Here is a 24,510-nt window from a genome sequence, read left to right on the forward strand (position 1 = left end):
AGACCCCACGTTACCGCGACGCCCGCAAGACTTGGTCCCGGCCTGCCCGCTACGGCTTTGACCAGATCGGACTTTCACCGACAGGCATTCATCAGCTTGGCATGACGTACTCCGCGCTAGTGGTGGAAAATCGGACATCAGCAGGTGTGACTGAGGTGGCCACCGGAATGGCCGTTATATTGTCGCCCCTGCGCTTTGGCATCAATGTGCGCTTGGATTCCGGTGGATGTAGCGCGACAATCTGAACCGCCCCGGATTTCCCGGAGACCTCATTTCCTGAGAGAATGGGGTCATCATGACAAAATCGACATCGAAGAGATATTCGCCGGAGGTCCGTGAGCGGGCTGTCCGGATGGTGCGGGAGCATCGAGCCGATCACGCGTCGCAGTGGGAGGCGATTTCTTCCATTGCGGCCAAGATCGGCTGCTCGGGCGAGACGCTGCGAAAGTGGGTGCAGCAGGCCGAGCGTGATCAGGGCGCTCGTGCTGGACAGACGAGCGAGGAACGGGACCGGATCAAGGCTCTTGAACGCGAGGTCCGCGAACTTCGCCAGGCCAATGAGATCCTGCGCAAGGCGTCGGCGCATTTTGATGGCGTGGATGCCCCCTCCCGGCGGCAGCGCAATATGCCAGGTGATGGTCTGCAATGACATCAGGTGAGGGAGACGACATCCATGTCGCAGATTGGAATTATCGGAATCGATCTCGCAAAGCAGGTATTCCAGGTGCATGGGGCTGGCGCGGACGGATCTGTGGCGTTCAGGAAGAAGCTTCCGCGCGATCGGCTTCTGTCGTTCCTCATCGGTCAGCCGCGCTGCGTGGTGGCGATGGAGGCCTGCGCCACTGCTCACGGGTGGGGTCGCGAGATCGAGAAGCTCGGGCATACGGTCCGCCTGATCCCGCCGATCTACGTAAAGCCGTTCGTGAAGCGGCAGAAGAACGACGCCGCCGACGCGGAGGCTATTGTTGAGGCGGCGTCGCGGCCGACCATGCGATTTGTGGCTGTGAAGAGTGAGGCTCAGCAGGCTCGTGCAATGTTGTTCCGTACGCGCGATCTGCTGGTGCGCCAGCGTACCCAGTTGATCAACGCCGTGCGCGGCCATCTCGCTGAGCATGGCGTGGTGGCAGCGCAAGGGCCGGCCCATCTGAAGCGTCTGGCGGGCGTTATCGCGGACAAGGCCTCGCCTCTTCCGGCGATGGTGAGGGAGCTGGGCCAACTCTTTCTTGAGCAGATTGACGAACTCGACACGAAGATCGGCGACCTTGATAAGAAGCTGCGCGCGGTCGCCGGGCAGGCCGAGACGACGCGGCGGCTACAGACCATGCCCGGCGTGGGACCAATAACGGCGGTCGCCGTCGAGACATTCGCGCCGGCCATGCAAACCTTCCGCAGCGGCCGCGGTTTCGCAGCCTGGCTCGGGCTTGTACCGCGCCAGTGCTCGACGGGCGGCAAGCCGCGCCTCGGAAAGACGTCGAAGATGGGACAGCGCGATATCCGCCGGCTACTGATCATCGGAGCGATGTCGGTGTTGAAGGCGAGTTCCCGTTCGGCACCGCCGATAAACTCGTGGCTTTCGCGCATGCTGGCGAAGAAGCCACGCATGCTGGTGGCGATCGCTCTGGCCAACAAGATGGCACGAAGCATATGGGCGATGATGACGAAGCAAGCAGATTACCGAGGTCCGGTAGCAGCGTCAACTTGACCGGAAGATCAAGATGAACTGCTCCGGCGCGTCGGGGGTGTGAGGAGGTCGGCGAATAGTAAGGGCAAATGATCGACAAGATCGCGGATGGGAAAGTCAGTGCCTGAGCATGAGCTTCGAGCTCGCTATTTTGATGTGACCCCGTCCTGCGTATCGCCATACCGGCCAGCGGCCATGATGAGAGCCGTATTTTGAGGCCTGACACATGACCGCACCCGATCACGCGCCCAAACCGTTCGAAAAATCACTTGCACTCACGGGGGCATCCACACACGTCATGGCATACAAGATGCCGCTGCGTGGGGGCATCCACGGCATCAGTTCATTCAGCGTTTTATGGAGCGCTTTTCAAAGGGTGTGGCAGGGGTCGTGGCGATCGATGGAAAGGTGGTGCGCCGCTCCTTCGACCGCGCCAGCGGCAAGTCGGCGCTGCACATGGTCAGCGCCTGGGGCTGCGAGCAGCGTCTGGTGCTGGCGCAGATCGCCACCGACGCCAAGTCGAACGAGATCACCGCGGTGCCGAAGCTCTTGGCGATGCTGTCGCTGAAGGGCACCATCGTGCCGGCCGATGCGCCGAACTGCCAGCGTACGATCGCCAAACAGATCGTCGATCAGGGCGGCGACTATGTGCTGGCGTTGAAGGGCAATCAGGGCAGGTTGCACGATGATGTCGTCACCTTTCTCGATGATCCGGCGCGCGAGGCGGAGGCGGAGGCGCGCACCGTCGATGCCGACCACGGCCGCATCGAAACCCGCACGGCCACAGTCTCGACCGATATCGACTGGCTGCAGGCCGACCATCGCTGGCCCGGCCTTGCCGCCGTCGGCAAGGTCGTCCGGGTGCGTCAGTGCGGGCCGAAGACGACGACCGAAACAGCCTACTATCTTCTCTCGACGGCGCTCTCCGCCGAACGCTTCAACCAAGTCGCCCGTGAGCATTGGAGCGTCGAGAGCCGTCTGCACTGGCGGCTCGACGTCGTCATGAACGAGGACCAGGATCGAACCCGCCTCGGCAACGGCCCCCAAAACATCGCCGTGCTGCGCAACATGGCGCTCAACGTCATGCAGAAGGACGGCTCAAAGGAATCCTTGAAGGGGAAATTCCAAAGGGCAGGCTGGGACAATGCATTCCTCTCTCGCCTGCTCAGCCTGTTCTGAAATGCGATTGCCCTGCATCGCAGCCCCTTGAGAATTGAGAGAGGATGCGCGAAAGAGCGGGATGCGGAGGCTCGACATGCAGTTTTCAGACTTCGACTTTCTTGACTTCGGATGCAGTAACGGTGGCTCGATCAAATTTGCTCAGTCGATGTTTGGCGGACTGGGCCTTGGCCTTGACGCTGATCCTCGCAAGGTCGAGCGCGCCTGCGCTGCCGGATACAACGCGATCGTTCAGGATGTAACGCGCCTCGATCCCCGAACAATGGGAACGGTGCGATATGTGATCATGTCGCATTTTTTAGAGCATCTTCCATCTGCCTCCCTAGCCGAGAAATGCATCCTTTCGGCCTGCAAGGTCGCGGATGAATTCGTTTTTGTTCAACAGCCCTATTTCGACGCGGACGGGTATCTGTTTGAGCACGGCCTGAAGCTTTACTGGTCTCACTGGCGCGGCCATACGCTGCACATGACTATGCTGCAATTACAATCGGCGTTTGAGAAAGCACGCTGCGAGGGCCTTTGCGGCCGATATCTGATCGGTCGCCGTTTCCCTATCCTGGACAGCTCAGCAAAGGAAGTTCACCGGCTATCATCGCCGATCGATCAGGTCACGTTCGATCCGAAAAAGCATGAGGACAGACCGAACCTGTCGTTTACAACTCCCGTGTTCAGGGAGTTATTTGGATTGGCGTTACGCCACGAAGACGTAAACGACGCCGCACTGGTGAAGATACTGAAAAATACGGATATTGTTTTCGATTCCGCTAGCACGTTTCATCCTGACAAAGTACCCATATTGCTTACTTCGGACAATCGGAGGATAAACAATTACCGGCTTCTTCCTAACTACTTCGGTTCCGCGGCTCGCCGACTCGCAAGACTGTGGCCTTGGGTATAAAACACCTCGGATACCTAGATAAACGATCAAAATCGAAGTTTGATGTCAAATTCAGGGTTATACTCCGGTCGAAGTTGCTTTGAGGCGAGGAACTCCGGAGGCCTCCCGCCCGATCATTACGAGATTTTATGGGTGATGCTTGCCCTCACCGATCGATCACTCCGAACAACGAGAGATTCTTCTTTACTGCGGTGCAAGAATTCGCATGTCAACTCTCCGATCTGCTGTCGCGCGATCGAGCAATGCCTAGGTCATCGACCGGTTTGACCGCGCGGTCGGCTATGCTGACGTGGCGGACGTTTGGAACGCGGTGAGCATGGAGTGGGCATGATCCGTCTCGCCATCGCCATTACCCTACTCGCCCCCCCCCTGCCGTGGCCCGCACGATTCCGGTCTGCTCCGGCAGCGATCAGGCGGAGCGGAAGCTGACACGCATCGTCGACGGCGAAACCGGCGGGAAGCGCGGCGTGAGGTGGCGGGCCCTAAACGTCAAACCGCCCGAGATGAGCCAGCTCGAATGCGCCGCGGAAAGTGGCTCGGGCTGGCTGCCCGCGATCGGCGGCGCCAGTTGATCGCCGGCGGCTACCGGATAGAGTGGACGGAAGGTCGCGGGCGCTACGGGCGAGAACTCGCCACCGTGATCCTTTCGGACAGGGTGCGACTCCGGCTAGGTCTTGATCAAAGACGGGCTGTCGCAGCCTTAACTGAAGAGGGCCATAGCCTGTGCCGGAAGAGCCATCCCAGTCCCGCACACGATCGACACACTCGGCAAGCTGACCTACAACGAGATGAGCCTTGTCTGGTACTGTGACGGCTGCAATCGGAAAATGGACCTGACGCTTGAGCGGATGATTGCGATCTCGGGACACCATCAGGTGTCCATTCGTTGGCAGCCTCCGATCAAATGCGCCGATTGCGGCATCAGGAACGTCGGCGCCAAGGTGCAGGCAAAGGTGCCGGGGAGGAGATAGGGACTCGTGATCAGAAACATCGAAATCGCCGCACGCCGCGTATTGGCTTGGCTGCAGCGATCCCCTCCCCCAATCACTGTGCAGGACTCGGTCACCCGGCTCCTGAAAAGTCATGGGGTGGAAGGTGCCCAGCGGGTGGCCGTAGGCATCCGAGAAATCGCTGAGAGGAGTGGCGACCGTAACAGCCATTTGCACTGGGCTTGGGTCGTGCGGGAACTTGAGCGGCAAACCAGGTACCCGCCTGAGCCTGATAAGGCGAGGCGGCGCATCGACCCTTAAGACGCGACCTTTCTATCCTTTCGCTCGCCGCGAGCGACGATCCGTAAGACCGTATTTCCGTCTGGCCGGGCGGCTTGCCCTACACTGTCTTGTTCGAGGGTTGCTCGGATGGGCCGAGCCGATCCTCCCCGGCAGGAGGGCAAGCCATGGAGCATTCTACAGAAGTTTTCGTCGGTATCGACGTGTCCAAGCTGCGCCACGCCATTGCGGTGGCCGATGGCGAACGTGGGGGCGAGGTTCGTTATGAGCTATGGCGGAAACTGCGTAACCGTCCGGTGACGTTTAGATCAATTGAGGCTGCAGCATTTTTGTACTTCTTGCCGGAACCGCAGGGGCACGGATCGTTGCGACCGACTTTGCCGAAGGTCGGCAACGGTGCGAGAGCGCTGGTGGCGTTGGCGAGGCGCCAAGCATTCAAGGCGAGAACCCAGCGTGGGATGAGAACGGGCCCCGTATCGTCGAAAGCGTTGGTCTCGTCCTCGGACATCGGGCCTGCGTCGCGAGCGATTGTGACGAGATGGAGAAGTCCGGCGAGTGCGACCTTAGCGTCCTCGTCGCCGCTCTTTGCGATGGCTATCCAGCACTGCGGCCTCAGGTCGACTGCTCGGCCGAAGCCGTCGGAAAATGCCAGCTCAAAACTGTCCGAATTCCGGGAGGCACGTGAATGTCGGTTTTACGCATCGTCGACCATTATCGCTCCCGCACCGAGGCCATAATACCGGTCCGCGCTTGATCTGACTCGGTTGTGATTGTCTTGTCTTGGGTGAGCGTGATTCCCTGTTCCCGTCAATGGAGGGAACGAGCGATGGCCTTGAAAATCAACGAGGATCTATCGCCTGCGGAGCTTCGGGCTCTGGCACGGCGAGAGACCAACGGGCGGGTGGCGAGCCGTCTTCTGGCGCTGGCGGGCGCGCTGTCGGGGATGAACCGAGCGCAAGCGGCAGAGGAGGCCGGCATGGACCGGCAGACGCTGCGCGACTGGGTGCTGCGCTACAACGCTGAGGGCGTGGCGGTTCGGCAAGCATGTTCATCCCGCCAGCCTGTCGCGCATTCTGCGCCGTAACGGCATTTCGCGACAGAAGGCCCGGTCGACCCACCCTCAGTGCGATCCGGGGCGCCAGGCGCGCTTCAAAAAGGGGCTCGCGGAGGTCCTGAAAGCAGCAAAGCTCGACCATCCCGGCAAGCGGATTGCGCTGTGGTTCCAGGACGAAGCAAGGGTTGGCCAGAAAGGCCGCCTCTGTCACCGCTGGTGGACTCGCGGCAAGCGACCACCCGGGCTCTGCGACCAGCGCTTCGAATGGACCTACCTTCGGCGCCGTCGAACCCTCCACCGGCCAGTCCTTCGCTCTGGTCCTGCCCTATGCCGACAAGGCGATGATGAACCTCTACCTCGCCGAGTTCGCCATTCCTGACGACGTCCATGTTGTCATGGTCCTCGACGGCGCCGGATGGCACGGTGAAAAGGCCCTCGACGTCCCGACGAACATCACCCTCGTCGCGCTTCCGCCCTACAGTCCCCAACTCAACCCGGTCGAGCGGCTGTGGCTCTATCTGCGCGAGACATCTCTCAGCCTCTGCGTCTTCCGCGACAGGCAAGCCATCATCGACGCTTGCTGCGACGCTTGGAACCGCGCCACCAAAGATCAAGCCCGCATCCGGTCCCTCTGCAACTATCCCTACATCAAAGCGGTCAGTTCATGAGCTGGTCGGTATAACATTGTCTGGCCTGTCGCGCCGCAGGGCTCGGGCGAGCCTGTGAATCCGGATGGCGCGGTTGAGTTCGCCGCCGAAGATCAGCACCAGGGCAGCGAGGTAGAGGAAATACAGTGCCGCGATGATACCCGCCAGACCTGCGTAATAGCTGGCGTAATTGGCGAACTGGCCGATGTAGAGCGAAAACGCCGCTACCAGAATTGACCACGCGATAAGCGTGAACAGGACACCCGGCCACATGTTGCTAAAACGAGATCGGCGGGCCGGCAGGAAGACATGCGCCACGAACAATGCGGCGGCGAGGATTGCCGCGGTCGCGGGATAACGGATCAGGCCGGGCGTCACGGACGATGGCTCGAAACCCGGCATCACCTGATGCAGGAACGAGCCGGCCCGGGGCGCCAGTACCAGCAGATAGCCCACCGCGACCAGCACCAGCCCGGTCAACACGACCGTAAGCACTTCGAGGGTGTAGAGGACGATGGTTGAGCGGGTTTCCCTTATGTCGTAGGCCCGGTTCAGGCCGACCCGCACGCCGTCGACGCCGCCGATGGCGAACCAGATCGTGAGGAGGACACCGACGCTGAGAACGCCGCCGCGCTGGACCGTCAGGATGCTCAGCACTTCCGCCACCAGCGGCTCTGCCAGAGCCGGCGGTACGATTGCGATCAGGAAGGTGACGAGGCCATCGGCCATGTCGCGGTTACCGATGAAGGCGGTCAGCGAACTGGCAAAGATGAGGAAGGGGAAGATGGCAAGGACCGCACGGAACGCGATGTTGCCGGCCAGCCCCATCGCATCGTCGTTCCAAAGCCGCAGGATCGCTTCCCGGAGGACGGCCCAGACTGCCCTCCAGCCTGAGCCATAGATGAGATCGGTCGGTTGCTCGCTGAGGATGCCGTGAGGTCGACGCTTGTCGCGCGCTGTTTCCTGTTCCGCCTTCGCGTCCATTCAGCCGCTCTCGCACCCGCTCGCCGCTCTTGCAATCAATCGCGCGGCCGTCAGCCTCCCAACGCGCGCGAACCAAAACGGCTCCGCCCGTGACGGATCAGCGGGACCAGCGTGGCAGGTGGCGCTTCCAGCGTTCGCCGGCTCGCAGCCCCATGATCCGCACGCGGCGGCGGCCCGTGACGCGCTTCTCGACCTGGGTGCCGGTTTCCGGCTGGGCCTGCTCATCGTCCGAGGGCTCCTTGACCGCTACGGACACCGCGTCTTCGACCCGTGCCGTGATCGGCTCGGGTTCTGCATGCGGTTCAGGCTGGATTGCGGTCTCGACAACAACCGTCTTGCGCGGCCGCCCCCGGCGGCGAACGGGACGCTCCTCTGGTTCGGCGTCCGGCTCCGGCGTCACCGGATCGCTCGCTCGGCTCTGCAAGATGCGCGGCTGGCGGGTCGCCTCGGGCTTGGCCGGCTTCGGTTCCGGCTCGGCCTGCAACGACGCTGTGGTCTCGACGTACTCGTCCAGGGCCAGATCGCTCTCGGCTTTGGCGATCAGATGGGACACATCCGACCAGACGGATTTCTTCTTGCCGTCTGACGAAAGCTTGCGCCGCTTCACGGCAACGGTGAACGGTCTTGACTGTGGTTTCATCGGGCTCAACAGAAAGTGCAATGGGAGCCGGAGGAAAACCGGCGGAACATGCGACGAATCGGATGGATCGCGGCCGACATGGCCGTCCTCCTCTATAATTATGTACTATCGAACGAAATGCCAATGATCTGCGACAGAATAAGTGCGGGACAGCCGCCCCCGAACGGCGGATCGGTCGCGGCTTTGTTCCACCCACGTAACGAATCGTCTTCGCCGCGATGCCCCGGGCATCGATCCCCGGCCCCATCCGTCGGCGCCGCCCATTAGGACGCTGGACAATCCCTGCGTCGCGCAAATGCCGCTGTTGCGGTCCACCCCGCAGACACCACGCCCCTCTCGCCCTAGACTTCCCCGGATGGAGCGACTGGCGGACACGGGATCGAAGGATATGCGGGCGAGAGGCGACACGCGCTCCCTCGCCCACGCATGGCCGGCACTGCTGGGCACTGTCGTTCTTGCCGGCCTCTGGCTGAGCCCGCTGGTGGAGTTGAGCCGGCGCGCCTTTTCCGCGCACATGATCCTGCATTTGGGGATCGTCACCCTGGCCGCCCCGCTCCTGGTGATCGGGCTCCGTCGGTTCGGGATCGGCCTTCAGGCCATTCGGCCGGGCATCGCATCGGCGGCCGCCGCCTCGGCCTTCGACATGTTCGTGATCTGGGGCTGGCACACACCGGTCCTGCACGAGGCGGCGGCCCGCCACGCCGAGGTGTTCGTGTTTCAGCAACTCAGCTTCCTGGCTGCCGGCCTGCTGCTCTGGGCCGTCAGCTTTGCCGGCCGGGGCCGTGGCGCCGCGGCCATCGGCGCCTTCGCCATGTTCACGACCTTTGCGCACATGACCATGTTGGGCGCTCTTCTCGCCCTGGCCCCAGCCCTGATCTACGCGCCCGACGTCTGCATCGGTGCGTTCGGCTTCGAGACGCTGGAGGATCAACGGCTGGGCGGCGTGCTGATGGCGGTGTTCGGCGGGTTTCCCTGTCTTGTCGGAGCGCTCGTCCTGGTCCAGCGGCTCGTCGGGGAGGACACGGCGCCCGCGCAACCCGGGACGGGCCTTTGACGCCCTCGCCACGCCGCGCCAAACTGTGCGTTCCCGGATCCTTTACACAGCTTTGACGCAAGCCGACCTTTCTCGCCGAGTTTCGGGCTCTATCCTGCTGGGCTCGTTGTCTGCTTCGCCGGAGTTCGCGGCCAGTGTGACCGAAGGCAGGAGCAGGGTTTGCATCGCAGTATTGCCGACTACGCCATGATTGGGGACTGCGAGAGCGCGGCCCTCGTCTCCCGGGACGGATCGATCGACTGGCTCTGCCTGCCACGCTTCGATTCCCGCGCCTTCTTCGCCGCGCTCCTCGGCACCACCGAGAACGGCCGCTGGCGCATCGCCCCCAGCGACATGCAATTCACAACGACGCGGCGCTACCGGGACGGCACGCTGATATTGGAAACGACCTTCAAGACGGCAACCGGCAGCGCCACGCTCGTCGATTTCATGCCGCCGCGCGACGGCGTAGCCAATGTCCAGCGCATCGTCGTCGGCGTCGAAGGCCAGGTCGATTTCGATTTCGATCTGGTGATGCGATTCGACTACGGGCGGTCGATCCCCTGGGTCACGCGTATCGATCGCGACACGATTACGGCGGTCGCCGGCCCGGAAATGCTGACCATGCACGCGCCGGTCGAACTCCACGGCGAGGACATGCACACGAAGGGACGCTTTACCGTTGCGGCGGGTGAGCGCCTGGCCTTCAGCCTCGCCCATCAGGCGTCCAACCAGGAGCCAGTGCGGCCGACCGACGCCGAAACAACGCTGCTCGACACCGAGGCCTTCTGGACGGAATTCTCCTCGCGCTGTCCGGAGGTCGGCAACTGGACCGAGGAGGTCCGGCGCTCGCTGATCACGCTGAAGGCGCTCACCTACCGCCCTACCGGCGGCATCGTCGCCGCCGCCACGACGTCCCTGCCGGAAGAGATCGGCGGCAGCCGCAACTGGGACTATCGCTATTGCTGGCTGCGAGACGCAACGCTGACGCTGATGGCGTTCATGGATCTGGGCTATTACGAAGAGGCCGAAGCCTGGCGCGAATGGCTGATGCGCTCGGTCGCAGGCGATCCCGCGCAGATGCAGATCATGTACGGCGTCGCCGGCGAGCGCCATCTCCTGGAATGGGAAGTCCCCTGGCTGGAGGGCTTCCGGTCCTCCCGGCCGGTGCGCATCGGCAATGCCGCGTCCGAGCAGTTTCAGCTCGACATCTACGGTGAGGTCGCCGACCTGCTGGCGCAGGCGCGCGCCGGCGGCCTGGCGCCGCATCCGCGCTCCACGGCCCTCGCCCATTCGGTCATGCCGTTCCTTGAAAAGGCCTGGCACCGGCCGGACGAAGGCATCTGGGAAATCCGCGGCGACAGCCGCCATTTCGTCCACAGCAAAGTCATGACCTGGGTCGCCTTCGACCGCGCGGCAAAGATGGCCGCCGCAGTCGAGGGCGGCGATCCCCACGCCCGACAATGGCGCAAGGTGGCGGACGATATCCATGCCGACGTCTGCGAGAAGGGCTACGACGCCGAACTCGGCACCTTCGTCCAAGCGTATGGCTCGAAAGCGTTGGATGCCAGCCTCCTGCAGATTCCGCTGACCGGCTTCCTGCCGGCCGACGATCCGCGGGTGCTCGGCACGGTCGCGGCGATCGAAAATCGTTTGCTGCGCGACGGGCTCGTGCTCCGCTATGACAACGGCGATACCGACGATGGCCTCGACGGCGAGGAAGGCGCGTTTCTCGCCTGCTCCTTCTGGCTGGCCGACGTCTATGCGTATCTCGGGCGCTACGACGATGCCGTCACGCTCTACGAGCGACTCTGCGGCCTGAAGAACGACGTCGGCCTTCTGGCCGAGGAATACGATCCCGTGGCCGACGAGATGCTCGGCAATTTCCCCCAGGCCTTCAGCCATGTTGGCGTGATCATCACCGCGCTGAACCTGGCCCGGGCCAAGGGGCCGGCGTTCGAGCGCGGCGAAGTCGCCGAGTAGCTGGATGGGACCTGCCATCGGACCGGATTCTACGAAGCAAAGCAGGGCCCCGAGCCATTGACGAATACATATCTCTTCGGTTATGAATTGCCGACAAATAGCTCGATGGTTATGAATGACGGCGTCCCATGATGTCCTGTTCCATGCGTTGGCCGACCCGACGCGGCGGGCGATCTTCGAGCGCCTGTGCCGCGAGGGAGAGCAGACGGTCGGCGGGCTGACGGCCGAGGCCGGCGTCTCGCAGCCGGCGGTCTCGAAGCACCTGGGGGTACTGAAGCGGGCCGGCCTGGTACGCGACCGGCAGGCCGGCCGCCAGACCCATTACACGGCCCAGATCGAAGCGCTCGCCCCGCTGATCGATTGGGCAAAGCAGCTGGAATCATACTGGCAGAAGCGGTTTGACGATCTGGAGAGCCTTCTCGGGAGGATGGATCAGTGAGCGAAACCGAAATCCTCGCGGTCGTCGTGGAGTGGGAGTTCCCGTTTCCACCGGAGAAGATCTGGCGCGCACTCACACAGCCGCATTTGATCGCCGAATGGCTGATGACGAACGACTTCCAGGCGCAGGTGGGTCACGACTTCCGTCTCAGCGCCGACTGGGGCAGCGTCGACTGCCGGGTCCGGACGGTCGAGCCGCACCGGGCGCTGTCCTACTCCTGGGACACCAAGGATCTCGTCAGCGTCGTCTCGTGGACCCTCACGCCGACCAGCGCCGGGACAGTCCTGCGTATGGAGCAGTCGGGCTTCCGGCAGGATCAGCAGCCCTATTACCGGGGCGCGCAGGTCGCTTGGCCGCGCTTCCTCGCCAATCTGGAGCAGGTGCTGGCACGCATGGGTTGAGACCGACGGCACAACGCCTACGGCCCGTTGCCTTCAAGCAAAAGAGGTTTTGATGCACTGGAACTCCGGGATCCGGCAGTTTCACCGCTGGCTGTCCATTATCTTTGCGCTGGTCGTCGCCGCCATCTTCGGTGCGCTCGCTGCCGGATGGGAGCCCGCGGAGTGGGCGTATTTCGTGCCCCTCCCGCCGCTCGCGCTGCTTCTGGTGAGCGGGCTCTACCCGTTCGCCCTGCCCTATCTCCGGAAATCTCGCGCCGGCCACACGCTTGCCACTCCGGAGTGAACGGATCGGTCGGTCCGACCCCGCCTGGCGCCGAGCCTGGGCGGACGGGCCGGACCGATTTCTCAAGGAACCGAATCAACCTTTGCGTGATCGCTTCCGTCGTTCAGGAGCCATTCAGTTTCACGGACGTTAAGTGAAAACATCGCATTATTGTTGTCCGGAGGTCAGAATGAGATTGTTCAAATCGTTTGCGGTCAAGTCACTGGCCGTCGCTCTGGCCCTGGCGGTTGCGCCGGCCACGATGCCGGCTGGTACGCCACTCGGCATATCCATGGCGCAGGCCGGGCCATATGCCGGGGCGAACGTCCAGCTTGTGGGCGGGCGCTATTACGGCAATCGCCGCTATCGGGGTGGTCGCCATTATCGCGGCGGACGGCATTATCGCGGCCATCGCTATCACCGCCGCAATCGCGGCATCAGCTCGGGCGGCGCAGCCATCCTCGGCGGCATTGTCGGCCTTGGCATCGGTGCGGCCATTGCCAGCCAGCCGCGGTATTACGATGGGCCGCGTCCACTTTACCGCGTGGCGCCGCGTGGGGCCTATGGGCCGGCCTACGGCACCGGAGAATGGTATCGTTATTGCGCCGCGAAATACCGGTCGTTCGATCCGCGCAGCGGCACCTACCAGCCCTATCATGGGCCGCGTCGGGTTTGCCGCTGATCGCCAGCTGCCCCCTGCTTCCGACCGGTCTACCCACTCGGGATGATCATTGCGAAAGGACCTGCCGCATCGCCTGCGGCAGGTCCTTTGCGTTCGGGGTTCGTCGCGTTCGGCCAGTCGACCGCCTATTATACGGCGGGCTTGCCCAGCGGCTGCGTCGCCGTCTCTAGCCATGCGCGATCGTCCGCGTCCAGACGCGGGCCGAGCGCCTCGCGTACCCTGCCGTGATAGGCGTCGAGCCAGGCGATCTCGTCGGACGTGAGGAGGCTCGTCTCCACCAGCCGCGTGTCGATCGGTGCCAGCGTCAGCGTCTCGAAGCCGTGCATGGCGATGTCGCCGCCCGGTATGTCGGTCGCCGGCTCGGTCAGGATCAGGTTCTCGATCCGGATCCCGAAGGCGCCCTCGCGATAGTAACCCGGCTCGTCGGACAGGATCATGCCTGCCTCGATCACCGCCATGCCCCGACGCGAGATTGATTGCGGCCCCTCATGCACGGCCAGATAGGAACCGATCCCGTGGCCGGTGCCATGGGCGAAGTCGCAACCCGCCTTCCACAAGGCGATGCGGGCAAGAGGATCGAGATCGACGCCGCGCGTGCCGTTGGGAAACCGCGCCGTGGCGATGGCGATCATTCCCTTGAGCACCAGCGTGAACCGGCTACGCATCTCGCTGGTCGGCTCGCCCACCGGCACCGTGCGGGTGATGTCGGTCGTGCCGTCTACATATTGCGCGCCCGAATCCAGCAGGAACAGTTCGCCCTCGCGCAATAGCCGGTCAGAATCCCGGTTCACCCGGTAGTGGACGATTGCCCCGTTCGGCCCGGAACCGGCGATGGTGTCGAAGGAGATGTCCTTCAGCGCGGAGCCATCCTGTTCGGCATGCTCGGCCCGCACCGCCTCCAGCATCTCTGCCGCAAGGATCTCGGTCACCGTGCCCGGCTCCTGGCGATCGAGCCAGGCGAGAAAGCGCGTGACCGCCACGCCGTCGCGCAGATGCGAGGCACGGGCACCTGCGATCTCGCCGGCATTCTTGATCGCCCGCGGCAGCCGCGCCGGGTCGGGCATCTCGACCACCGTGCCGCCGGCTCCCTCGACGATGGTCGAGAGCCTGCCCGCGGCAAGCTGCGGGTCGAGGCCGATCGCGCGCCCGGCGGCCTCGCCTCTGACTGCCGGCTCGAACGCGTCCGGCTCTGCGATGTCGGCCAGATCCGCAAGATGCGCGGTGACCGCAGCGTCCAGCTTGGCGGGATTGACGAAAAGCGTCGGACGCCCCTTCGCCCGAACGATCGCGAAGCTCAGCATCAACGGCGTATGCGAGACGTCCGAGCCGCGGATGTTGAAGGCCCAGGCGACGGACGAGGGATCGGTGAGGATCGTGGCGTCCGCCTTGGCCGCCGCGATCGCCTTCGCCAGATCCGCCAGCTTCTCGCTCGCCGCCCGGCCGGCGAATGTCTCCGGATGGACGACGGCGCGGCCCGCCGGCGGCGCCGGGCGGTCGTTCCAGATCCGGTCGACGGGATTGGCGGCCAATGCGACGAGTTCGCCGCCGACCGATTCCAGTGCGGCCCGCAGCTTGCGCTCTTCGCCCGCCGTATGCAGCCAGGCATCGAAGCCGATGCGCTTGCCGGCAGCCTCACGCTTGAGGAAATCGGCGAGCGAGGTGTCGGCCGAGGCTACGGGTTCGAAGACGGTCAGGTCGACCTGCTGGCGCACCTGCAGCGTATAGCGGCCATCGACGAGAATGACGGCGCTTTCGTCCAGCACCACGGCGACGCCCGCCGAGCCGGAGAAGCCGGTCAGCCATTCCAGCCGCGCCGCCGAAGGCGGGATGTATTCGCCCTGATGCTCGTCGGAGCGCGGTACGATGAATCCGTCGATGCCGTCGGCGCGCAGGCCGTCGCGCAGACGGGCGACCCTTGCCGCGCTCTGGGAGAAATCGGCGATCTCGTCGAAGCTCTGGAACATCAATCGGCTTTCGGAAAATGAGGAGGCCACGGCTAGGCGAGGCGCATGGAGTGCGGTGCCGGAACATATGCGTTGGGGAAAGAAGCGCAAAGGTTACCGGAGTATGACACCACTGGCGATGTTGCACTGCAAAAACGGGATGGACCTATGCAGTGGGGACTCTACCAGTCTTGGCCGCGCACCCGCATATTAGCGTCAACGGGAGGCCACGAGCCGAACAGGAGACTTTCCATGGCGACATCCACCTATACCGACGTATCCCTGCGCAATTCCGCCCGATCCAGGGGCTTCATGCGCAACATGCTCGACCGGGTGATCGAGGCGCGCGAGCGCGAGGCCCGCCGCTATGTCGATCACCATTTCTCGATGACGGGCCGCGAGGATTTCGGGGCGAATGCCCGAGAGTCGCTCTTCGAAGGCCGCGCTCCCGAGCGGGGCTGACAAGCCCGGCCGCCCCGTTGCGGCCGCTTCCAACCGATTCTGACGCCGGCCGCAGCTACCCTGCGCGCCGGCGTTTTCGTGTCCCGTGCCACGCGGTTGGCCAGCCTGCACCAGTTTCGACGCTGCATCTTCTGCGCGAGCCCCATTTGCCTGCAACGCCTATGACCGACGTCATGTTTATTGTATCCGAAGCCGTCTTGCCCTGGTACGACGCCCTGCACGCAGAACGCGGTTCGCTGAACGACGACTTCGGCGATCGCTGAGAGCCAGGTTCGCGAACTGCTGTCCCGCTGGGGATCTGACCGCCGCGGCGCGGTGGCGCGTTGCGCAATAAAATGCGCCCATCCGCCAGTGAGCGCGTTACAGGCTGTTGGCAGGGCTTTTACGCTACAGCCCATGGAATTCTTGCTGGCCCGCGTGCATTATCGGGATACCAATCCACGGTGTCGCTCGGCAATCAGAGGCATGCGCCTTGTAGGGCGGGGCGATCGCTCTAGACGTAGTCGCCATTGATACGGTCCCAGCCCCGCGGCGAGAGCTGGAACCGCACGGCCGGATCGGTCGGCCGTAGCTCATCGATGGCGTGGCTGAGGTAGCGGCAACTGAAGGAGAGGACCGCAGCGGTGACGATGTTGAAAGCCGTCCCGCGCCTGTTTGGGTTCTCCAGCACGGGATCGTGGAAGCGATCCAGACGGGCAAGGCGACTGCCCACGCCAGGCTGTTGCGCCAGCGGAAACGGGTGTGCAATTTTATGCTTTTGTTAGGAGAGATCCTTCCATGAAGAGCGGACATGACCTCGCCGGCCTGATGAAGTTCGTCACCCGAGACGAATGGGCAGGAGCATTTGAAGGCGTGCTGGCCGAACATATCAACCTGGGCCTCGACGCATTCGATCTTGAATATGAGGACATTCCCGATCTCCTCAGCGAGCACTGGGCGCGCACCCTGTGGGGTTGCGCCTTCGAAGACTTCCTCACCCGGCCCGTTGACCCGCTCGGGCGCAGCGTTGTTGACGACTACCTCAAGCGCCGTGGCTGGAAGGAGGGCGCGCAGCGACGGCGCTACATAGCAGCACTCTCCTACACCTTTATGAGCCTTTACGAGGTCAGCGACATCGTGCCCGGCGAGTCCTTTCATGCGCGCGATCTCCTTCTCGGCGGCGATCCGCTTCTCGTCCGCGAGAAGAGCGCAACTCAAACCCTGAAGTCCGGGGACAAGATCGGCGCGCGGTTGGTCGATCTCGGCGATCGCATCATCATCGGCGGCGGCCTGTTGCCCTTCGCCCCCGAGGCTGCCGACATGCTGATACGCGGACTGAAAGGCGTCGGTGCGGAAGTTTCCGGATACCCGGGAACGATGCCCCCGCTCGACGAGGCGGCGCTGCGCAGGGCCGCGCCGGTCTTCACCACGGCGTGGCTGCTCGACGTTCTGCCCAAAGTACTCGGTGAAATGCCCACAATCCTCAACAGTGATGGCGAGGAACTGGTGTTCCACCAGTTCCGCTATCCGCTGGCCAAAGGCGTGCGGCAGAAGGATATCGCGGCACAGCTGGACGCAACCGGCATCCTAACGCGGGTGCGAGCGAAGGTTTGGGACTGGCTCGGCGAACGGCCAGGTGGTGTCACAGCGGCTAGCGATGGGGCGGAAGCCATCATGCCGGATGGCCGGATCATTCTCGGCCACGTCGAACTGGAAGGCCGATTCCTGATCCTCACGACGAACTCGGTCTCACGCGCCGACCGGTCGTCGACGTTGTTGCGAGAAACGCTGGGCGATCGAATCCTGGATCCAACGGTTCGGATCGAAACGATGCATGATCTTGCAGAGCAGGTGCTCGACGACGATGAGATTCCGGATCTCGACGATGAAGACATGGACATTCCGCCGGAGATTGCTGCCTCGCTCGTTCATCAACTCCTCGACGAACAATACCTACGGACGCTCGACGAGCCGGTGCCGATGCTGGGTGGTCTGTCGCCCCGCGCTGCTGCCGCCAGAGACGGCGACCGCAGTAAAGTCGTCGACTGGCTCAAGTACCTTGAGAGCGTGTCCGGCAGAACCGGGGACCCGGCCGATCCCATGGCGTCCTATGACTTCGCCTGGATTTGGAAGGAACTTGGCATCGAGAAGCTGCGACCGTGATGCCTGCTGCGAACCGGTTTGTCGACAATGCACATAGCGCTTCATGCGCTATCCCGACGACGCCGAGCCGCGCTCCGTCCATTCGGCGCAGCACCGACAGCGTGATCCGTTGTCCTCCGCGTTCAGCCTAGCGCAGATGCAGGGTCACCCATTCTCCGCGCACCAGCGTGCTGCAGTGATAGAGGCCCTGGTTGCGGAAGGCGGCCAGCACAGCATTGCGCTGGGTGGTGAGGATCCCCGAAAGGACGATGTCGCCGCCGCGCGCCAGATGCCGCGAGAATTCCGGCGCCAGCTTCATCAGCGGGCTGGCGAGAATGTTGGCGACGATCAGATCGTAGGGTGCCCGCTCGCGGATCGGCTCGGCACCGAAGCCGGTTGCCGTGGCGCAGGTGACGTACTCCGCCACCCCGTTGGCCGCCACATTGGCCCGCGCCACCCGCACGGCAATCGGGTCGATGTCGGTCGCCAGAACCGGGATGCGGGCAAGCTTGGCCAGGCCGATCGCCAAGACCGCGCTGCCGGTTCCCAAATCCAGCGCATTGCGCGGCCTGCGCCGTGAGGACAGCCGGGCGATCGTCTCCAGGCAGCCGGCGGTGGTGCCATGGTGCCCGGTCCCGAAAGCCTGCCCAGCCTCGATCTCGATCGCCAGATCGTTGCTCTTCACCTTGTCGCGGTCATGGGCGCCATGCACCAGGAACCGGCCCGCACGCACCGGCTTGAGCGCGGCCAGGACGTCGGCCATCCAGTCCTTGTCGGGCAGGTCCTCGCGCACGATGTCGCCGGCCCGCGCCTTGCCCACGGCCTTAGTGAACATCTCGGCCGCGGCTTCGCCATCGGGCGCGTCCACGTAGGCCGAGACCTCGAAGACGGCATTCGCCTCGTCCACCTCGGCGAGTGCCACCGGTGTGCCGGCCTCCTCGAAAGCGAGCTCGACCGCATCATAGATGGCTTCGGCCTCTGCCTTCCCCGCCCGGACGAAGAAACGGATCTGGGGCATTATCGCGCATCCGCTTTCGGCTTTGCCGCTTCGGCGGTCTTGCGTGCCTTCTCCGCCCGCGACTCCCGTTCGGTGGTCGTCGCCTTTACGATCTTCTCCTGGTCACGCTGCGGCGGCTTGGGGCCGAAGGAGATGATCGTGTCGCCTTCGCTCGGGGTGCCCGACCCCTCGCCCGCGGCAAAGATCAGGTTCCCTGTCGGGCGGATCCACATCACCACGTGGGTGCCCTCCGGCCTGGTCTCGGAATATCGCTCGTAGCTGAACTCCTCGGTCAGCCGTGTCGCCTGGAAGTTCCAGCCGTCGACCACGAGGTCGCGCAGTTCCACGAAGGTCTTGGGCGGCTGGAACAGCGGCAGGCCGCCGATGGTGAAGTTCATCGAGCGCCGGTCGGAGCCCTCGTTCTTGCCGATCTGAAAGACTTCCGACCGGCCGATCTCCGGGCCGAAATCGGTACAGACCAGGGCGTTGTAGGCCTCGTTGTCGGTCGCCGCGACCATGTGGGCGAAGCGTGAGAGGTTGAGATTGTGGTGTGCCGCCTCCGACAGGATCTCGCCGTACCACACCTCGATCTCGGCCAGCCGCGCCTCGGAGATGCGCGACCAGTTGGCGTCGGCGATCAGCACCGGCACCTCCTGCGCCTTCAGGCGGCGGGCAAAGGCGATGGTGAAGCGCGAGGCGCCCACGAAGAGAACACCCGGCCTGTCGGCCGAACGCAGGTCCAGCGCCCGGGCCAACGGCCCCAGCGTGAAGCCGTGCAGCAGGATCGAGATCGCCACCAGCGCGAAGGTATAGGCGATCATCCGGTCGGCATCGGCCACGCCCAGCTCGCTCAGCGTGGCGCCGAACAGACCGGCGACCGCCACGGCGACGATGCCGCGCGGCGCGATCCAGCCGACCAGCAGGCGTTCGCGCCAGGTCAGGCCGGCGCCCATTGTGCTAGCGAAGATCGCGATCGGGCGAACCACGAACAGCACCACGGCGAGGAAGCCGACAACCCGCCATTCCAGGCTCGCCAGCACGTCCCACTGCAGCGAGGCGGTGAGAATGATGAACAGGCCGGAGACGAGGAGCAGCGTGATCGTCTCCTTGAAGCGCCTCAGATCGCTGAGGCTGGCGATCCGTGTATTGGCCATGGTGATGCCCATGACCGTCACGGTCAGCAGGCCGCCCTCCTCCAGCACCAGATTGGTCAGGGAGTTCATGGCGACGACTGCGACCAGCAGGATCGGCGCCTTGAGATATTCCGGCGCCTCGCCGCGCGCGAAGATCCAGCTCAGGAAGCGCCCGGCGATATAGCCGCCCGGAATGGCGATGAGGATCGCCAGGGCCACGTTGGTGATCAGGTTCTCGGCCTGGTGGCCGATGGTGAGGACGAGATAGGTCTCGAACGCGATCACCGCGAAGAGCGCGCCGATCGGATCGTTGACGATCGCCTCCCAGCGCAGGATCGAGGCCGGGCGGTTCTTCAGCTTGGCATGGCGCAGCAGCGGCGTGATCACAGTCGGCCCGGTGACCACGAGGATCGCGCCTAGAATGATCGCCGTCGGCCAGCTCAGATTGCCGATGTAGTGGCCGGCCAGTGCGGTCATCACCCAGACGAGCGGACCGCCGAAGAGGACGATGCGGCGCACCGCCGTCGAGGTCTCGCGGATGTCGCGGAAATTGAGGGTCATGCCCCCTTCGAAGAGGATGATGGCGACCGCGGTCGACACCAGCGGCGTGTACAGGTCGCCGAAATCCTCACGGGGATTCATGAAGCCGGTGAGCGGCCCGAACAGAAGCCCGACGCCGAGCAGGAGGATGATGGCGGGCACCTGGACGCGCCAGGCCAGCCACTGGGCAGCGATGCCGGCGACGCCGATGAGAGCGAGCTGAAGGGCAAGATCATGCATGAAGGAATTTCCTGGGGCCGGACCTTGGGCTGCGGCGACATCCTGCGCGCCCGCTCCGGCCAATGTTCTGCGACATTTTCAAACTAGTCCGCCGTGCCGGATCGGAAACCCCTTCAGGCTACCATTCCGACCTGCGCGGTCAGACGCCGGCGAGGCGCTCCAGCTTGGCCAGTGCCGTGTCGGGGCTTTCGCCATAGGCAAGGGTGCCGGCCAGTTCGCCCTGTTCGTCGATCAGGAACGTCGTGGCGGTGTGGTCCATCGTGTAGTCGTCGCCCTCGCCGACCTTGCGCGAATAGACGCCCCAGCCCTTCAGCATGGCAGCAACTTTCTCGGGCGAGCCGGTCAGCGCCTTGATGTCCGGGGACACGGCCTCGACGTAGCTTTTCATCACGTCCGGCGTATCGCGCTCGGGATCGACGGTCACGAAGACCACCTGCAGGTCCCCGCCCTCGGCCGAGAGCTGCTTCTGGTAGCCGGCCAACTCGTACAGGGTCGTCGGGCAAACGTCGGGGCAATGGGTGAAGCCGAAGAACACCGCCGTCGGCTTGCCGCGCAGATCCGTCTCGGTGAAGGGCTGGCCCGTTTCGTCGACCAGGGCGAAGGACGAGCCATAGGTCTGCCCGCTCCGGCCGGGGCCGCCCTGCGCATACATCAGCGCCAGCGCCACCGCCGCGCCGGCGATCAGCGCCACGGTCGCCCAGAGCGCGGCGCGCACCATTGAGAGTCCACTCATGTCGTCCACCGGGCGCCGCTTACGGCCAGACCCGTCCCCTGTTCATGCGATTTCATACTGTTTGGGTGCCGATAGCACGGCCGGGCCAGCCGGCGCGACAGGGCCTGCGACGATCCCCATCACGATGGCGCCAGTCGATGGCGCAGGCAGGCCGCCCGTCGCGCGGCCGTTAGAAGCAGGCCGCCCAGCCCGCCTCCAGCAGATGCAGGAAAATCGCCTCGCCATGGCGCGCCCAGCCAGCCACCGCGCCAGCCGAGACAATTGCCAGGACCACGGTCCCCAGCGCAATCGCCAGAACGGCCTCGCGATCCTTCGCTGCGGCGCTCAGGCGGTGCGCCTCGATCGATGGACGGTCTTGCGTCATTGGGTTGCTTCCACGCGCCTTCGGATTCCCGTCTTCCAAATATATCGCTGATCGCGGGCCGGCGCACGCTTTACTCCTTTCGCATCCGCACGATACCCGCGACAAACGAGGCGCTCGGCACTCTTCTCGCCATAGCCGGCGCCGGTCGCGGCACCGACCTCCAGTTCCATCAGCCGCTCGGCGGCAAAGCCGATCATCTCGCGCAGGAGATCGGCATCAGGGGTCTTCTCCAGAAGGCTGCGCAGGCCCATCATGTCATTGGTCATCAGGGATCTCCGGTTGCGGTTAGGTCTCGTAACCCAAGCCTAACCGGAAACCGCTGGTGACCACCGCGCCGCCAATCTCGTCCTACAGCGCGATGAAAGGCGCGGACGAGATTGGCGACGCTATCGCCGAGCTACACCACCTGTGGGGACACGACCGCTGAAGTCATCCGCTCAGGGTATCTCAGTTCGAACATTCAACCTCGCGCCATCAAAGACGCTTCGTCTCATGGGCCCTCCGTGTGTAGCCTCACCGGCCAATGCACGGGGCGCGCCTTGAGGAGGCATGCCGTCAAGCGTTAGTCGGTCACTAAAGCTTTCAGAAACCTCTGATATGTCGCTTCAGCACAACTTGGAGCAGCGACCGCATGTCGGGGTATCAGTTCATCCATTTCGAGGCCTACAGCCGTTCCGGCGGAAAGAGCGGCCGTTCGGTGAGCTACGTCCTCGACGAGGCCGAGAGGCGGCCGGGTGCCACGCCCCACATCGAACGCCCCCGACCGCCGATCGTTGTTTACGGAACGCCGATTGCAGACTTGCGGTCGCTCCACAATGAGCGATCCGCCGCTGCACGTCAGGAGATCGCCGGCGGGCGACTGCGGTCGATCCGGAAAGACCAGCTTACGCTACTCACCGCTGTCGCTTCACATCCGACCCCGTGTTCAGCGATAGCGGCCGATCCGGCCGCGGCAGCTGCTGTTGCAGATTGGGAGCAGCGGACCGTGGATTGGCTGCGCCAGCGCTACGGCGATCGTCTCGAGACGGTGATCAGACACGACGACGAGGCGTATCCGCACCTTCACGCCTACGTCCTGCCCGATGATTCGGCGATGCGGGCCTCGGCGCTGCACGACGGTATGGCGGCGAAGGCCGCATCTATGCACTGCCCACTCCCGGCTGACCCGGACGAGCGCAAGGCGCGCAATAGAACCGGGGACAGAGCGTATCGCGATGCCATGCGCTTCGTTCAAACGAGCTATTGGCAAGACGTCGGCCTTCCCTGCGGCCTGGCCCGCCTTGGGCCCCGGAGGCGGCGCCTGACGCGGGAGGCGTGGCAGGCAGAACAGTTGGCTTCGTCAGCTCAGGCACGATCATTGTCGGGCGCAAAGCGCATCAAAGAGCAAGGAGAAGCATACGTTACCCGAACCAAGGAGCGGTGCTCACTGATTTATCGGAAAGCCCACCGGGTCTTGCAAGAGGCCGAAGCCAGGAAGGAGGCGGCCGAAGCTGAGTGGAAAGCGGCCGCCAGCGAGCGGGCGGAGACACAACGCCTTCTCGCCGAAGCTCGCAAATCGGCCGCACCGGCCGTGTCCCTCGGCGCCGCTTTTGGCACGGTGATCAGCGCGGCCCGGGAGACCCTTACCGACCGCGAGACGACGATCCGGCGGGAGGCGGAATCAGCAGCACAGCCTGCTGTGGCCGAGGCTGAAAAACGCATGAAGGACGCGGAGAACAAGGCCGAGAGAGCGGTCCAGCAGCTCCTCGAGGAACGTCAGCGCTCCGAGGCCCTGCGGGCGAGCGCCACGGCTGCCGCGGACCAGCGTGATGCCGCTTGGCGACGTCTTGCTGAGATAGATCCCGATTTCCATCCGGACACGCCGAAACCACAACGGTAGGCACGTGTGACGCCGCCCAGGCCCAATCTCGAATTCAGGTTGCATGGTGCCGCCGAACTTGAATGGCAGACTGCCACAGGCCCGGAGCCAAGGCGCAGGAGGGCCGCGCTGCCCAGCCACCACGAGAGCCAAGGGAGTGACGAACGGCGCAGAGACAAAAGGCAGCATCTTTCGCTCAGAATTAAGACAACCAGGGCATTCTGAGCTGCGGACGCCAGACAGTTCTCCGCATTGCGAAGCGCGATACACACGTCGTCGATGACGAATATTCTCGTCGCCATGCCACAAGCTTCATTTTCCGCCTATAGCAGCAGCCACCATTCGCGAGAGAAGCCAGCCCGTCGCGCTGTACTTCCGCAAGAGGTCCGGCCCGCGTTCATCATTCACACGCCTGGAGCGGGCGGTGTGGCCTACGGCGTGAACCGTTTTGCGAACCGGGGATGAGATCGCTGTTTTGTAGCGTGGTTTGGCGGCGAAGATGCGAGTAATGTGGATATCCACGTGACCTGCCATCGAATCGATCTGGTTCGGGATGTCGGTCGCCGTCGACACTGGCCGACAGCCTTGAGGGCGGAAGTCGTGGATTCTTCGCCGGCTCCGATCGCAAGGCGGATCATTTCGCCTTCATGCTGTCGCTGATCGCTACGGCAAAGCTGAACGACATCGATTCGAAGACCTGCTGCCATGGAACTGGTCTGCCACCCGCAGGCCGAACAAAGGGCCGCGGCATGAGGCAGCGGGCGCATAAGGCGTACGCCTCCAAGCCCCGGTAGCCGTTACTCCGACCTACGCCGTGACGCGCCACCGCCCTGGATCACCGTCACCGCCGGAATCCGGTATTAATCGGTTTCATTTGCAACTAGAAATACGCTCGAGATGTCGGTGACCTGTCCGCAGGTCATGCCACCACGCGCATGACCTGCTGACAACTCGTCGATAGCTCAGTCGAAAGGCACAAGTCTCAAATCGCCCCGAGACAAGAAAAA

The 24,510-nt window shown here is 63.9% G+C and carries 23 protein-coding genes and 3 pseudogenes; 16 read left to right on the plus strand and 10 right to left on the minus strand.

Annotation, left to right across the window (positions count from 1 at the left end):
• The 6 genes and pseudogenes from VQ042_RS18970 to VQ042_RS18995 all read left to right on the plus strand — a co-directional run.
• The coding region (locus tag VQ042_RS18970) for a hypothetical protein (protein ID WP_331821883.1) at positions 1-245 on the plus strand (245 nt) is incomplete at its 5' end.
• Between the two features lie 50 nt (positions 246-295).
• Positions 296-589: pseudogene (locus VQ042_RS18975) on the plus strand (transposase); the annotation flags it as partial.
• Between the two features lie 84 nt (positions 590-673).
• Positions 674-1,702 (plus strand): IS110 family transposase, encoded by a 1,029-nt coding sequence (locus VQ042_RS18980; RefSeq protein ID WP_331821884.1) that lies wholly within the window; start codon positions 674-676, stop codon positions 1,700-1,702.
• Positions 1,703-1,984: 282 nt separating this feature from the next.
• Positions 1,985-2,860, plus strand: coding sequence for an ISAs1 family transposase (locus VQ042_RS18985; protein ID WP_442880135.1), 876 nt, complete (start codon positions 1,985-1,987; stop codon positions 2,858-2,860).
• A gap of 76 nt (positions 2,861-2,936) precedes the next feature.
• Positions 2,937-3,758: a class I SAM-dependent methyltransferase gene (locus tag VQ042_RS18990; protein ID WP_331821885.1), complete on the plus strand. Its 822-nt coding sequence runs from the start codon at positions 2,937-2,939 to the stop codon at positions 3,756-3,758.
• A gap of 374 nt (positions 3,759-4,132) precedes the next feature.
• On the plus strand, positions 4,133-4,330 hold the full coding sequence (locus VQ042_RS18995; protein WP_331821886.1) for a hypothetical protein: 198 nt from the start codon (positions 4,133-4,135) through the stop codon (positions 4,328-4,330).
• A gap of 919 nt (positions 4,331-5,249) precedes the next feature.
• On the opposite strand, the gene VQ042_RS26035 is transcribed toward VQ042_RS18995, so the two are convergent.
• A complete protein-coding gene (locus VQ042_RS26035; protein ID WP_442880133.1) occupies positions 5,250-5,495 on the minus strand; it encodes an SEC-C metal-binding domain-containing protein in 246 nt (81 codons plus the stop codon).
• A gap of 285 nt (positions 5,496-5,780) precedes the next feature.
• On the opposite strand from VQ042_RS26035, the pseudogene VQ042_RS19000 reads away from it, so the two are divergent.
• Positions 5,781-6,709: pseudogene (locus VQ042_RS19000) on the plus strand (IS630 family transposase).
• Here the strand turns inward: VQ042_RS19000 and VQ042_RS19005 are convergent.
• Both VQ042_RS19005 and VQ042_RS19010 read right to left on the minus strand, forming a co-directional pair.
• Entirely contained in the window at positions 6,704-7,672 is a 969-nt protein-coding gene (locus tag VQ042_RS19005) for a YihY/virulence factor BrkB family protein (RefSeq protein ID WP_331821887.1), read from the minus strand. The pseudogene VQ042_RS19000 and the gene VQ042_RS19005 sit on opposite strands and share 6 nt — an antisense overlap.
• A gap of 97 nt (positions 7,673-7,769) precedes the next feature.
• Positions 7,770-8,279 (minus strand): hypothetical protein, encoded by a 510-nt coding sequence (locus VQ042_RS19010; RefSeq protein ID WP_331821888.1) that lies wholly within the window; start codon positions 8,277-8,279, stop codon positions 7,770-7,772.
• Between the two features lie 421 nt (positions 8,280-8,700).
• On the opposite strand from VQ042_RS19010, the gene VQ042_RS19015 reads away from it, so the two are divergent.
• The 6 genes from VQ042_RS19015 to VQ042_RS19040 all read left to right on the plus strand — a co-directional run bounded on the left by VQ042_RS19015 (position 8,701) and on the right by VQ042_RS19040 (position 13,112).
• A complete protein-coding gene (locus VQ042_RS19015; RefSeq protein WP_331821889.1) occupies positions 8,701-9,366 on the plus strand; it encodes a cytochrome c oxidase assembly protein in 666 nt (221 codons plus the stop codon).
• Between the two features lie 159 nt (positions 9,367-9,525).
• Positions 9,526-11,328 carry a glycoside hydrolase family 15 protein gene (locus tag VQ042_RS19020; protein ID WP_331821890.1) on the plus strand — a complete coding sequence of 601 codons (1,803 nt, stop codon included), beginning with the start codon at positions 9,526-9,528 and terminating at the stop codon, positions 11,326-11,328.
• Positions 11,329-11,443: 115 nt separating this feature from the next.
• Entirely contained in the window at positions 11,444-11,767 is a 324-nt protein-coding gene (locus VQ042_RS19025; RefSeq protein WP_331821891.1) for an ArsR/SmtB family transcription factor, read from the plus strand.
• A complete protein-coding gene (locus VQ042_RS19030; protein WP_331821892.1) occupies positions 11,764-12,168 on the plus strand; it encodes an SRPBCC family protein in 405 nt (134 codons plus the stop codon). Before VQ042_RS19025 ends, VQ042_RS19030 begins: the two co-directional genes overlap by 4 nt.
• A gap of 52 nt (positions 12,169-12,220) precedes the next feature.
• Positions 12,221-12,451, plus strand: coding sequence for a hypothetical protein (locus VQ042_RS19035; protein ID WP_331821893.1), 231 nt, complete (start codon positions 12,221-12,223; stop codon positions 12,449-12,451).
• Positions 12,452-12,620: 169 nt separating this feature from the next.
• Positions 12,621-13,112, plus strand: coding sequence for a BA14K family protein (locus VQ042_RS19040; protein ID WP_331821894.1), 492 nt, complete (start codon positions 12,621-12,623; stop codon positions 13,110-13,112).
• A gap of 128 nt (positions 13,113-13,240) precedes the next feature.
• Here the strand turns inward: VQ042_RS19040 and VQ042_RS19045 are convergent, their stop codons facing one another.
• Positions 13,241-15,076: an aminopeptidase P family protein gene (locus VQ042_RS19045; protein WP_331821895.1), complete on the minus strand. Its 1,836-nt coding sequence runs from the start codon at positions 15,074-15,076 to the stop codon at positions 13,241-13,243.
• Positions 15,077-15,307: 231 nt separating this feature from the next.
• Here VQ042_RS19045 and VQ042_RS19050 point away from each other — a divergent pair, with 231 nt between their 5' ends.
• Positions 15,308-15,517, plus strand: coding sequence for a hypothetical protein (locus VQ042_RS19050; protein WP_331821896.1), 210 nt, complete (start codon positions 15,308-15,310; stop codon positions 15,515-15,517).
• 493 nt (positions 15,518-16,010) lie between these two features.
• Here VQ042_RS19050 and VQ042_RS19055 read toward each other — a convergent pair whose 3' ends face one another.
• Positions 16,011-16,229, minus strand: coding sequence for a hypothetical protein (locus VQ042_RS19055; protein WP_331821897.1), 219 nt, complete (start codon positions 16,227-16,229; stop codon positions 16,011-16,013).
• A 65-nt stretch (positions 16,230-16,294) separates the two neighbouring features.
• On the opposite strand from VQ042_RS19055, the gene VQ042_RS19060 reads away from it, so the two are divergent.
• A complete protein-coding gene (locus tag VQ042_RS19060; RefSeq protein WP_331821898.1) occupies positions 16,295-17,659 on the plus strand; it encodes a hypothetical protein in 1,365 nt (454 codons plus the stop codon).
• Between the two features lie 127 nt (positions 17,660-17,786).
• Here VQ042_RS19060 and VQ042_RS19065 read toward each other — a convergent pair whose 3' ends face one another.
• From VQ042_RS19065 to VQ042_RS19085, 5 genes and pseudogenes are all read right to left on the minus strand, one after another.
• Positions 17,787-18,656, minus strand: a complete 870-nt coding sequence (locus VQ042_RS19065) for a 50S ribosomal protein L11 methyltransferase (protein ID WP_331821899.1) — start codon at positions 18,654-18,656, stop codon at positions 17,787-17,789.
• Positions 18,656-20,548 carry a cation:proton antiporter gene (locus VQ042_RS19070; RefSeq protein ID WP_331821900.1) on the minus strand — a complete coding sequence of 631 codons (1,893 nt, stop codon included), beginning with the start codon at positions 20,546-20,548 and terminating at the stop codon, positions 18,656-18,658. The genes VQ042_RS19065 and VQ042_RS19070 overlap by 1 nt, the downstream gene beginning before the upstream one ends.
• A 139-nt stretch (positions 20,549-20,687) precedes the next feature.
• Positions 20,688-21,281, minus strand: a complete 594-nt coding sequence (locus VQ042_RS19075; protein ID WP_331821901.1) for an SCO family protein — start codon at positions 21,279-21,281, stop codon at positions 20,688-20,690.
• Between the two features lie 169 nt (positions 21,282-21,450).
• Positions 21,451-21,645, minus strand: a complete 195-nt coding sequence (locus VQ042_RS19080) for a hypothetical protein (RefSeq protein WP_331821902.1) — start codon at positions 21,643-21,645, stop codon at positions 21,451-21,453.
• An 89-nt stretch (positions 21,646-21,734) separates the two neighbouring features.
• Positions 21,735-21,911 (minus strand): annotated as a pseudogene (locus VQ042_RS19085) (IS256 family transposase); the annotation flags it as partial.
• A 365-nt stretch (positions 21,912-22,276) separates the two neighbouring features.
• Between VQ042_RS19085 and VQ042_RS19090 the strand changes: the two are divergent.
• Positions 22,277-23,524, plus strand: a complete 1,248-nt coding sequence (locus VQ042_RS19090) for a hypothetical protein (RefSeq protein WP_331821903.1) — start codon at positions 22,277-22,279, stop codon at positions 23,522-23,524.
• Positions 23,525-24,510 lie beyond the last annotated feature (986 nt).

Source organism: Aurantimonas sp. A2-1-M11, from assembly GCF_036549475.1.
Lineage (GTDB): Bacteria > Pseudomonadota > Alphaproteobacteria > Rhizobiales > Rhizobiaceae > Aurantimonas.